Annotated in this window: 9 protein-coding genes; 6 read left to right on the forward strand and 3 right to left on the reverse strand. The window is 64.5% G+C overall.

Features of this window, described 5'->3' with window-relative positions:
* The first annotated feature begins 547 nt into the window (after positions 1–547).
* The 4 genes from ACPXYO_RS08995 to ACPXYO_RS09010 all read left to right on the forward strand — a co-directional run bounded on the left by ACPXYO_RS08995 (position 548) and on the right by ACPXYO_RS09010 (position 6,542).
* The gene (locus ACPXYO_RS08995) at positions 548–1,012 is read left to right on the forward strand and encodes a hypothetical protein (protein ID WP_423919207.1); all 465 of its coding nucleotides are present in this window, start codon (positions 548–550) and stop codon (positions 1,010–1,012) included.
* 75 nt (positions 1,013–1,087) lie between these two features.
* A complete protein-coding gene (locus ACPXYO_RS09000) occupies positions 1,088–2,362 on the forward strand; it encodes a hypothetical protein (RefSeq protein ID WP_423919210.1) in 1,275 nt (424 codons plus the stop codon).
* A gap of 617 nt (positions 2,363–2,979) precedes the next feature.
* On the forward strand, positions 2,980–3,690 hold the full coding sequence (locus tag ACPXYO_RS09005) for a hypothetical protein (RefSeq protein ID WP_423919213.1): 711 nt from the start codon (positions 2,980–2,982) through the stop codon (positions 3,688–3,690).
* Positions 3,687–6,542 carry a hypothetical protein gene (locus ACPXYO_RS09010; RefSeq protein ID WP_423919215.1) on the forward strand — a complete coding sequence of 952 codons (2,856 nt, stop codon included), beginning with the start codon at positions 3,687–3,689 and terminating at the stop codon, positions 6,540–6,542. The genes ACPXYO_RS09005 and ACPXYO_RS09010 overlap by 4 nt, the downstream gene beginning before the upstream one ends.
* Here the strand turns inward: ACPXYO_RS09010 and bfr are convergent.
* Positions 6,539–7,015: a bacterioferritin gene (gene bfr, locus ACPXYO_RS09015; RefSeq protein WP_423919217.1), complete on the reverse strand. Its 477-nt coding sequence runs from the start codon at positions 7,013–7,015 to the stop codon at positions 6,539–6,541. The genes ACPXYO_RS09010 and bfr overlap by 4 nt on opposite strands.
* 195 nt (positions 7,016–7,210) lie before the next feature.
* On the opposite strand from bfr, the gene ACPXYO_RS09020 reads away from it, so the two are divergent.
* A complete protein-coding gene (locus tag ACPXYO_RS09020; protein ID WP_423919220.1) occupies positions 7,211–8,884 on the forward strand; it encodes an HNH endonuclease in 1,674 nt (557 codons plus the stop codon).
* A gap of 50 nt (positions 8,885–8,934) precedes the next feature.
* Here the strand turns inward: ACPXYO_RS09020 and ACPXYO_RS09025 are convergent, their stop codons facing one another.
* Complete coding sequence (locus tag ACPXYO_RS09025; RefSeq protein WP_423919222.1) at positions 8,935–9,165, reverse strand: (2Fe-2S)-binding protein; 231 nt, start codon at positions 9,163–9,165, stop codon at positions 8,935–8,937.
* Positions 9,166–9,387: 222 nt separating this feature from the next.
* Entirely contained in the window at positions 9,388–10,065 is a 678-nt protein-coding gene (locus ACPXYO_RS09030) for a metal-dependent transcriptional regulator (protein WP_423919225.1), read from the reverse strand.
* A gap of 188 nt (positions 10,066–10,253) precedes the next feature.
* On the opposite strand from ACPXYO_RS09030, the gene ACPXYO_RS09035 reads away from it, so the two are divergent.
* Positions 10,254–11,021 carry an SDR family NAD(P)-dependent oxidoreductase gene (locus tag ACPXYO_RS09035; protein ID WP_423919228.1) on the forward strand — a complete coding sequence of 256 codons (768 nt, stop codon included), beginning with the start codon at positions 10,254–10,256 and terminating at the stop codon, positions 11,019–11,021.
* Positions 11,022–11,075: the final 54 nt, after the last annotated feature.

Genomic DNA, 11,075 nt, shown 5'->3' on the forward strand with positions numbered 1-11,075 from the left:
CGCCGCAGAGAGACATGCACCCCCCCAGATACATCGAGCCAAGTCCTCGACAACTGAGGTTGGCGAGGAACCCGGCGCAAGAGTACGCACATCTGAGAGTGTGCCTGCGACGACGGCTCCACAAAGCGAAGGACAACAGCTCGAATCGGAAACTTCGGCGCCTAGTCAAGTCTTCGACGGCGATACTCGATCGCAGCCAGCACCTGAGCTTCCATTTGGTGGAATAGTTTACGCTGGCCCGAATCCGTCGTGGTGGAAAGACGAAGCCTGGTTGCAGTACTACAGGACCGGCGATTCAACTAGGTTCGACTTGACTCTGCCGTTCCAGTCGCCGTACTCGGCACCTTGCATAGTTTCGGCGAAGGAGAGTCCCGAAGGCTTGATGGTCAGCTATGGTGACCTCGCCGCAAGTGAGCCTCACAGGGTCTATGCGCCTTGGGGATCAGTTCCCGTCGTCCTGTCTGAACCAGGCGGCATCGTCGACAGCGAGCACAAGTCGTTGGACATACCTCAGCCGTTCATCTCAAGGACTGTCTCATTCGCGGACGTGGAAGTTGAACTCGTGCCGTTCGCGAATGGCTTCTCGATCCGACTCGGTTCCCAGTATCGCGAATACTACGTGCCGGTCTCCAATCCCATCGGTGAGGCGGGCACCCGCCACATGCGTCAGGGGCACCCTGAGCTGTTTGGCGACCCAAATCACAACGGCTATGTGCCCAGCCTTGTCGGATCTGATGGTGAACATCTCGGTGTCCGATTGACAACAGATGAACCGGCTTGCGGTGTCTCAGACACCTACCTCATTTCGCTGAAGGATGAAGCTGTCACGAGCTGTACAGTGCTTCGAAGTGGATTGATTGCATTGGTTGCCGCCCCAGAAGGCCCATGGCACGAAGACCCGCAGCTTCCGCCGAGCGGGCCATTCTTCAATGGATCCTGTACCCGCTATGACGGCGAACTTGAGTCGCTCGTTACCTCGAGTTCGTCGAGTGCGTCGGGTTCTTCGCCGTAACGTGACAATCGAGCCAACCAAACACAGCCATGACGCGTCCCGGTGCACACAGCGGTGATCTCTCAGGAAGCTGATATGAGCACGATGCTTCGCACGATGACGACCGGTATCGCAGTTGTGTGTGCTGGGGTGTCGTGCGCTCAGCCTGTGCCCTCGGACGGCGCCGAGGCACCGGTTGGGTCGGGTACTGGGCTAGGCGCTGTTCAGGTTGCGTGGCCGGCAACTTCTGCAGGGCACACGGCGCCGGTCGACAGCGACATCGATCTGGGGCCGATCACCTCGACGACATCCACGGCAGCGACGACCACCGTCGCGGAGGTGATTGTTGACGAGCACGCGGCCGAACCTGACGAGGACACAGCATCCGACAGTGACACGGCCTCCTCGTCGGAGCTTTCAAGTTCGGCGACGACCGAGCCGGCGCCCGACGCTCAAGACGACACCGCCGGCGCGATCGGACAAGTGCCACCACAGGCGCCGAACACGCACCTGCCGTCGGCCCCGTTCCGCGGGATCGTTCACACCCATTGGAGTTACGTCTGGGGAGCGGGCGAAGCCCCTCCTCGTCTGCTGTTGTTCGACACCGCCCGGGCTGAGCTGACCGAAACCGAGCTCGACCCCGGCGAATTCGGGCCCGCACCCGTTTTCGTGGAAGGGTGCCTGATGTGGCCGGTCGTGTCGCCGGTGGGGGTCGAATTGTGGTTCTACGGAATACAGATCACCGGTAACGGAGGGCGACAGATCGGGCGTGTTGTGTCCGCGGCGCCGTGGGGCGGACCGATGGTGGTGCACACAAGCGACCGTTCGGACTGGGACTTCCAGTATGCGTCGTTCGGGACGGCCGCTGCGTACGGCAACGAACAGATCGAGCTGACCGCGGACAGCGGCGGGTTCACGCTCACGCTCGGCTCGCAGCAGGCACATTTCGACTTGAATCCCGGGCGGCCTGCTGGGGCGCCGCCCACGACCCTCGACCCCGACTACCGACCCGAAGTCGAGGGAGGCTGGTTGTCGTGGCTGGCGGGAACCAACGGAGAATTCGTCGCCGTGGAGGCCTTCGACGGCCACGCCTGCGGCTGGCCCAATCGCCTGTACATCATCTCGCTTCGCACCGGCACCGTGGTCTCATGCACGTCGAGCTTCGACCGGTTCACGCTGGTCGCCACCGCCGACGCCAACGACACCGAGGTCTGGCTCGAAGACGCGCAACTGCCGCCGTCCGCCAACCTCTCGGGCATGCCGTGCGAACCCTACGACGGCAACCTCGCCGCGCTCGTCGCCCCGGGCTCGTCAGGAGTCTCGGGATCTTCTTCCGAATCCGACAATGAAACCAGTGACACACAGCCATGAAGCACTCGGTCGCAGTTCTCTTTGCCCTGGCGATCGTCATCAGTGGCTGCGCCACCGATTCGGACTCGCGCCCACTCGACTCGCTCCCGGCAACGACAACCGCGATCGAGCATTCAGCACCCGTCATCACCGAAGTTGGCGGCCAAGAACTCGCCGATTCAGGTGATAGCTCGCCTCGAGCTCCGATCGAAACGGCTGTCCCAACCACTACGACCGCGGCGACACTGGCCGAAGCCTCGGAGAGCGCTGATAGCGGCGGATCCTCCGCCGACGCAGAGCCGGATTCGGAAGTGTCGCAATCGGACCAAACGAGTGACCAAGCCGAAGCCTCACCGGCAGCGCAGCATCATCTGCCTGCCGACATCGAGAATCCCCCAGATCCCGAGCTACTGGCGAACAATCGCGTCACATCCATGTGGGGGCGGCTGAGAGCGCCACCCCGGTCGTACGGAAAATTGGTCCCGCAGGCACCGTTCAGGGGCCTCGTTAGTTCCGAAGTCGATTATGAGCCTGGAGATCACCACGGTGCTCCTCTTCTGCGGTACTTCGACACCACGAGCAAAACACTCGTAGAACTTCGCATCGGAGAAGCTGCTGTCACGAGCTGTTACTGGGCCATGTGGCCAGAACGCGACGGCCTGCACCTCAGTTTCGAGGAAGCGACGGGCGACAGCCTGTCGGTCGTCCTCGCAGAGTGGGGTAAGTCGCCACAAGCACTGCCCCGATCGGCGCTCGATGACTCCGAGTGGTGGCAACGCCGCGTCAGTGCCAATCACATGGTTTCGTACGCAAACGGACAGATTGAGCTTGAACACAGCGACACGGGATTCGTCTTGCGGTACGGGGACCTCGTGCGCGAGTACACCCTCCATCTGGATCAGCCGCTCAGCTACTACGGCGGCTCCTACCCGAATCGCTATTTGCCACGGATGGCGATTTCGCCATCTCCACTTGACGGAGGTGAGCTTGCCGACGCCGTCTACGGCGAGATAGGACGTCGCTGGTACCCCTACTTGGCCGGCACTGACGGGCAAATCCTCGGGATTGAGGTCGTTGCTGCCGAGCCTGCGTGCAGCCCCGTGAGCTATCTGTTCCTGATCTCGCTGCGAGATGGGGTAGTGCGGTCGTGCACTTGGACCTATGAGGGTCAGATTGCGCTTGTCACAACAGCCGATGCGGCCGATGAAGAGGCGTGGCTGGATGAGATCGAGCTTCCTCCGAAGGGATCGATCTATGACGGTTTGTGCACTGCATTCGATGGTGACTTGGCGTTGCTTGCGACGTTGGAGACGCCGCCAGACACGTACCGGACGGACGGTGAGCGGTGAACGGCCGGTCACGATGGCCTGGCAGGAGCGGCCTAGGCGGCGTTGCGGTCGTTGTCCTGTTCGGCGCGCTGCTCAGCATGGGTGTGAGTGCTGCGGTCGGATCATCAGCGTCGGCGGACCGAACCGACGTCCCGGCGAGCGGTCCAGAGATGCCGGGGCTGCCCCTAGCAGCTTCGGTCGCGCCTGCGGCATCATTCCGGGGAATCGTGCATGCAACCGCTACCGGGACGTGGGCTTACCCAGACCACACCTCGAACAGGGTGCTCCAGCGCTACGACCCGACGAAGCGTCGCATCGCTAACGTCCCAGAGGCGGGAACTGGACAGACGGCGATCGTCCAGTTCTACGACACCGAGCAACGTCAGCTCTCTGAAGTGCACGGTGGGCATCCTGCGCTGGGTCACGGCGTCGTTCAGCCGGGACGCGCGGATTGCTTTGCGTGGACCGTCAACGACACAACATCGTTGTACTTCGGCTACCTGCGGTTCGGCGACAGCTTCGTGGTGTACCGCAGCGAGTGGGGCGAGCCAATGCGGCTGCTGTCGTCGCGAGAGGTCACGCGCCGGTTCCGAGATGCGGAGTGGTTCAAGTACGAGGCGTTTGCCCGCACAGTTGACTACGGCGCCCGCACGTTCGAGCTCGACCAGACGGATGACGGGTTCACGATTCGCTTAGGTGAGACCGTGCGGGAGTACTTCATTGACGTAGACGCTCTTGCTCCCGCCGATGGCAACGACGCACCCCCTGGGGACGAAGGGAAGACGGGCTGGAGTGCCTGGCTTATTGGCACAGACGGCGACCATCTCGGCATTGAGGTCGTGCCCCATGAGCGCGACTGCCCGCTGCGCTACGTGATGATCCTGTCGCTGCGCGATGGCACGGTGGAGTCGTGTACCGCAGCATTCGGCAGCACATCCCTGTATGCCGGTGCCGGTGACAGCGCCACGTGGCTCGACGCAGTGCGGCTGCCGCCCAGCGGGATCTTGCACGACCGGCCATGCCCACTCTACGACGGCGACTTGGCATCGCTCGCGGGCCATGACGCGCCGACTCACCTCACCGTGCACTGGCCGTCGAGTCCGACTTCTCCGGTCGGCTCGACCGCTCAAGACGACCTTGACGAGCCCCATGGCAGCCCTAAGCGCATGACTCAGACCCCGGTGTCGTTCAGCGGGATCATCCACAGCGATGCACTCCCCAGTTCCGGCGGATCAGCCACGCCCCGTTTGCAGTACTTCGACACCACCCAGGCACGCTTTGGCGAGCTGAGGGAGACGCGTCTCAATGTCCACCCCTGCTTGGCGTGGAACGCACCTGGTCCCAAGGGCACCCAGCACAGCCTGCAGTTCGGATACGTGGATGTGACTACGTCCTATTCCGGGGACTTGGTGGTGGTGGATGCCGCCTGGGGTTCGCCGCCCGAGCCTCTGCACCGATCGGCCTATGACGAAGAGGACTACCTGAGGCGGTCACTGGCGTTGTCGTGGTCATACGCGCTCGACATCGGAGACGCTGCGATCGAGCTCATTCCCCACGACAACGGCTTCGAGCTTCGCCGCGGCGACCTCACACGGAGCTACCTCACCGAAGGCCCCGGCGGCGAACGTCCACCGGCGCCCTTGCTGATCAGAAGGGGCCCAGCACCAGTTCCGCACGAATCCACGACTGACTCAGTAGTGCTGCACGGCGACGGCACACAGGCTTGGTGGAGCGCCGGACTGGTCGGCACCGACGGCGAGCTGCTCGGTATCCAGATCGTCGACAATGACGCCACCAGATGTCGCCAGCGATACCTGTACATCGTCTCGCTTCGTGATGGCGCAGTGCTTTCGTGCACGGTCACCCGAGGCCGGTTCAGCCTGGTTGCCAACCAAACCACTGTCCCCCTCGACGAAGTGAAGCTGCCGCCCAGCCAGCATCTGTACGAATTGCCATGCGCCTCCTACGACGGCAACCTGCCTGCTGTTGTCGGACGGGACTACGCCAGCACCGGTGGCACGACCGTCCCAGCGAACTCAGACGACGTTGCCATTTCGCCGTTCTCGATCGGCAAGGCACCGTCGGCGTCATTCGTTGGTCTGGTTTACGTCGACACCGCAGAGGGTTCGCCGCGGATTCGCTATTACGACACGCGGCGATCCCGGCTGAGCGAGATGGCGTTACCGCAGTTGCGTGTGCTTCCGTGCACCGCTTGGATCAGGCCTGAACTCTCCCAACGACCGAGATGGATCGATTTTGGCTTCAACGGAGCTGCAATCACACACGCTGGCGACCTGGTTGTCGTACAGGCCGATTGGAGCGTTGCGCCAGAAGTGCGCCACGATTCGCTGATCGACGAGCGAGACTTTTTCCCTTGGGTCATCGGCGGCTTGAGAGACTCATCGCAACCGTATGTCAAGTACGGCGAGTGGCCACTCGAACTCAGGCAATTCGACAACGGGATCGCCATCAGCCACGGCGACGTACGCGGTGAGTACCTCATTGAACCTTCGGTGCTCACAGGAGCTGCTCAAGCTGGCGCGCTGAACCCCGACGCACCCGTCGAACTTGCTGGTGATGGATCGAACCGCTCTTGGACAGCGAGGCTCCAAGGCACCAACGGCGAGCTGCTCGGGATCGAGATCCTGCTGGATGAACCTGTGGAGTGCCCCCAGCGCTACCTCGTACTGATCTCGTTGCGCCACGGCACCGTGCTGACGTGCACCAGAGTGACCGCGACTACCGGCCTGATCGACGCTACCGGCTCACGGCGCCTTGACACGATCAAGGTGCCTCCCGACGGCCATCTGGTGAATCAGCCCTGTGTGCCCTTCGACGGCAGCTTCGAAACGCTCGTCGGCGTCGAGCGTTAGTCGCCGTCGCCGATCTGGCTCTGCAGGTACCGCTCGACGCCGATGTCTTCGATGATGCTCTGCTGGGTCTCGATCCAGTCGAGATGCTCTTCCTCGCCGACCAGCAGGTGCTCGAGCAGCTCTCGGGTGCCGGCGTCGCCGTGGTCCAGGCACAGCCGTACTCCCGCCCGGTAGCGCTCAATGGCGTGTTCCTCAAGTTGTCGATCCAGCGAGAGCTGTTCGGGCACGGTCTCACCGATCATCACCATTCCCAGGCGCTGCATATTGGGGAGCGCGTCGAGCAGCAGGATGCGCTCGATCAGCTTCTCGGCGTCGCGCATCTCGGAGATCGATTCTTCGTGGTACTTCGAGGCCAGCCGGCCGTAACCCCAGTTGTCGGCGATCTTCGAGGCGGCGAAGTACTGGTTGATGGCCGTCAATTCGGCCGTCAGTGCTTCGTTCAAGAACTCAATGACCTCGGGTGATCCCTGCATGGCACCACCCTATGCGCCTGCTGTGACACGACTGGCATGAGATTGCGCTGCGGCCGCGCACCGGGTTGACAAATCGCGGTGAGGGAAGCAGGCCTGTGACGATGTGGGTTGGGCCTGGTTTCGGCTGCTGGTTCGGCCGTGGTGGCTGTCGTGACGCTGCTTTTGATGTCACACAGTGTGTTTATAGTTCTTGTCATGAAGCGCACAGACGTTCGCAGCGGTTTGGCGGAGGGAATGCCGACAGGCTCGGTGCCGCCGGGCGACGCTGTCGGGGCGGTGTCGGCTGGGCTGGCACCGACTGTCGGGTCGGTGTCGTCGCTTGAGCCGGTGTCGTCGCTTGAGCCGGTGTCGTCGCTTGAGCCGGTGTCGCCTGTCGGGTCGGTGTTGTCGGTGTTGTGCGGGGCGCGTGACGTGGTCGCTGGGGCGTCGCGGGTGCCGTTGGGTGACGCAGACAGCGAGACGCTCATCCAGGTCATCGCCGCCGCCGCGCGTCTGCGCTCAGCGACACAAGCGCTGCTGCTGGGAGCGACCGCTGCTTTGGAAGCCGCCCGTCCCGGCTCGGGCCGCACGGCGCTGCGCGACCAGGCACGTGCGAGCGGGCGCGCTGCCAAGCGCACCGTGCAGGTCAGCGAACAGGTCGCCCAGATGCCCAACGTGGCACGCGGCCTCGCCGCGGGCGAACTCACCGCGGAGCACGCCGAAGTGCTCGCCGACACCGCCCGGCGCACCAGCCCCCAAGCCGTCAACGACGCCGCAGAGCTGCTGCGCGCTGCTGGGGAGGTCTCGCCTGAGACGCTGCGCCACGACGCCCGCAGCTTCGCAGCCCGCCACGACCCCGACGCCGCCCGGACCGTGCTGGACCGCCAACGCCGCGACCGATCCGCGGCGCTGTTCGTCGACAAGGCCACCGGCATGGGCGTGCTTAATGCCCGGTTCGACCCGGTCAGCTACGCACTGGTGCTCCAAGCAGTCGAGAACTACAACGACGCCCTGTGGCGCCAAGACGGCGGACGCGACGGCACTCCAGCCCAGATACGCGACAACCGCCAGCGCCTCGCCGACAGCGTGTTCGAGATGCTCACCGACCGAAACGCCCTAGCCACCATCGGACACCCGGCCGCCCGCGCCCAGCGCACGCACAGCGACACCACCCACAACGCCGACAGCGACGCCGAATCGGCCCACGCCGTCGCTGCCAGCCACGATGCCCACGCCGTCGCTGCCAGCCACGATGCCCACGACGGCGCAGCCAGCCACGATGCCCACGGCGATGCCGAATACCGTCCGCGCAGCGATACCGAGCGCGACCAGGGCGGCGGCGGCGGTCCTGGCGGGGACGACGATGCCGTGCCTGTGGGCACTGCGGGTCGCTCGGTTGAGCGGTGGCGGCCCGCACACGCACCCAACCAGCTCGTGATCATCGCCGACATCAGCGTCATCGACGGCACCAAACCCGACGGACTCTGCGAAGCCCTCGGCACCGGACCCGTCCCGCCCGAGATCTTGAACAACCTGTCGCCGGACACGCGTATCAGCGGCGCGATCTTTGGTGGACCTGGACAGGTGCTGTGGCTGGGGCGCGGCCGCCGACACGCCAGCATCGCCCAGCAGCTCGCCATAGCGATACGAGACCGCGGCTGCGTGCTGTGCCGAGCCCCCATGCACCGCTGCAAGTTCCACCACATCGACGAATGGCACGCCGACAACGGCAACACCGACCACGACAACCTCGCCGCCCTCTGCGGGGACTGCCACAACGATCTCCACAAGAACAACCAGCGCCTCCTCCGGCACCCCACCACCAGCCGATGGACCACCAAACCTCGCACCGACCCCGACGACACCTGCGCCCCGAGAGCGCCGCCTTGATGCAGCGCGGCGACACATCGTCGCCGGCAGATGCGTCGCTTGACGCAGTGCTAGACGCCGACGGCGATGGTGTCGAAAGCGATCGAGTGAACCGCCGTGTGCTCGGGATCCATCAACTCAAGCCTGCACTGTTCGAGCACGGCGCGGATCATGCCGACGCAGCTCCCGCAATCGGTGCCTGCACCGCACGCTGCACCTATTTCGAGCGCTGTCGTTGCACCCTGTGCAACGACGTGCCGGATGGCGGCCTCGTTCGTGGCAAGACACTGGCAGATGATCATCGAAGCAACGATCTCCAGTTCTGCACAAGCGGGCACCTGCGAGCGGCACACACGACCTTGATGCTCAATGTTAGGCACCGCTAACGCGGCGCGCACAAGCACCGACACCCAAGTACCGGCATCGGAGCATCACTCGACCGGCGCTCGATCTGTCTGCTGCGCAGGCGTTCGCGCTGCCGCTGGTCGGACGTTCGCGCTGGTGGTCGAGCGTTCCGCCGCTGCTCAGTTGTTCGCAGTGACCAGTATCCGGGCCGCGGTGTAGGCGCTGACGCCGACGGTGCCCTCGCTCATCTCCACCGTGGCGGTGCCGTCGGGCGACACCGACATCAGCGTGCCTGTGCGGCCCGGCATCAGCCCCGACTGCTCCAGGAATTCCAGCTGTCCGGGTTCGAATTCGAGCTCCTCGGGAATGCGTTGCACGATGAAACCACCGGTCGGCCCGACGTCGGCGAGCGGCTTCGCATTGACCGGCGCGATGTAGTCGGAGCCGGGGATGGGGTTGCCGTGCGGGCAGGTGTTGGGATCGTCGAGCACATCCACGAGCGCCTTCTCGACCACCGGAGAAATCACGTGCTCCCAGCGGCCCGCTTCGTGATGAGCATCGGCCCAGCTCAGCTCCAAAATGTCGGTCAGGAACCGCTCGGCCAGCCGGTGCCGGCGCACGACCGTCGTGGCGATCTGCTGGCCCTCGTCGGTGAGGGTGATGTGGGCATCGTCGTCGACCTTGACGAGGCCTTCACGCTGCATGCGGCGGATCATCTCGGACACCGCGGGCCGCGAGATTTCAAGCCGCTCGGCAATGCGGGCCTGGATGACCTCGACGCCGTCCTCTTCCAGCTCGTACACCGTCTCGGAGTACTCCTCGAAAGCAGGGTGGTATTCCACCGGCTTGTATGCCATGGTCGCCACCATAGCTGTGACCCCGAGAACCGCTGCACCGGGTTTGCGGGCAGCCGGTGCGTTCGCCGGGGCAGAGCTCTTTGCCGTCGCACCAGTACGGCCTCGAGGTTCGCGGGCGCTCACGTTCCGGCCGGGGCAGACTGGCGCAGCGGTTCGGCCCCGACGGCCGGTGAAAAACGGAGCACGCGATGGATTTGCAGTTGGCAGGCAAGAACGTCCTGGTGACAGGCGCAGGTCAGGGACTCGGCCTGGCCATCGCTGCGGCGTTCGCCGACGAGGGCGCCAACGTCGCCTTCGCCTACAACGCGTCGAGCGAAGGGGCCGAGAAGGGCGCCGCCGCAGCACAGGAAGCCGGCCGGGCGGCGCTCGCCGTGCGATGCGATGTCACCAGCCAGGAAGACGTCGAGCGCACGGTTGACGAGGTCGTGAGCGAATTCGGCGGCATTGACGTGCTGGTCAACAACGCCGCGTACACCGACACGGGACCGTTTATCGACATTGACCCTGACGAGCTCCAGCGCATGGTCGACGTCACCGTCATGGGCATGATGCGGATGACCCAGGCAGTCGTGCGGCACATGGTCGCTGCCGACATTGCAGGATCGATCGTGTCGCTCATGGGCGACTCGGGCCGGGTGGGCGAGAGCCGCTTGGCGGCCGTGGCCACGACACGGGCATCCACCATGGGCCTGATGAAGTCGTTGGCCAAGGAATTCGGCCGCAACGGGATCCGAGCGAACACGGTGTCGCTCGGCTTGGTGCGCTCGGAGCGGTTCGCCCATCACACCGGCAATGCCGACGACGAGCGCATGGCCCGCATCGCCAAGATGTACCCGCTGCGGCGAGTCGGCGTTCCCGACGACGTGCCACCGATGGTGCTGCTGCTGGCCTCGCCGCTGTCGGGTTGGACGACCGGCCAGACCATCTCGGTCAACGGCGGCTACTCAATGGTCTAGACGACCAATTCCGTCTAGCCGGCTCGCGCCCGCGCAGCCGGTCGGACGCCGGTC

The organism is Candidatus Poriferisodalis sp. (assembly GCF_965237655.1).
GTDB lineage: Bacteria > Actinomycetota > Acidimicrobiia > Acidimicrobiales > Poriferisodalaceae > Poriferisodalis.

Coding starts and splice junctions, on each gene's coding strand:
- ACPXYO_RS09020 (WP_423919220.1), top strand. CDS start 7,211: ATGAAGCGCACAGACGTTCGCAGCGGTTTGGCGGAGGGAATGCCGACA.
- ACPXYO_RS09035 (WP_423919228.1), top strand. CDS start 10,254: ATGGATTTGCAGTTGGCAGGCAAGAACGTCCTGGTGACAGGCGCAGGT.
- ACPXYO_RS09005 (WP_423919213.1), top strand. CDS start 2,980: ATGTGGCCAGAACGCGACGGCCTGCACCTCAGTTTCGAGGAAGCGACG.
- ACPXYO_RS09025 (WP_423919222.1), bottom strand. CDS start 9,165: ATGATCATCTGCCAGTGTCTTGCCACGAACGAGGCCGCCATCCGGCAC.
- ACPXYO_RS09000 (WP_423919210.1), top strand. CDS start 1,088: ATGAGCACGATGCTTCGCACGATGACGACCGGTATCGCAGTTGTGTGT.
- ACPXYO_RS09030 (WP_423919225.1), bottom strand. CDS start 10,065: ATGGCATACAAGCCGGTGGAATACCACCCTGCTTTCGAGGAGTACTCC.
- bfr (WP_423919217.1), bottom strand. CDS start 7,015: ATGCAGGGATCACCCGAGGTCATTGAGTTCTTGAACGAAGCACTGACG.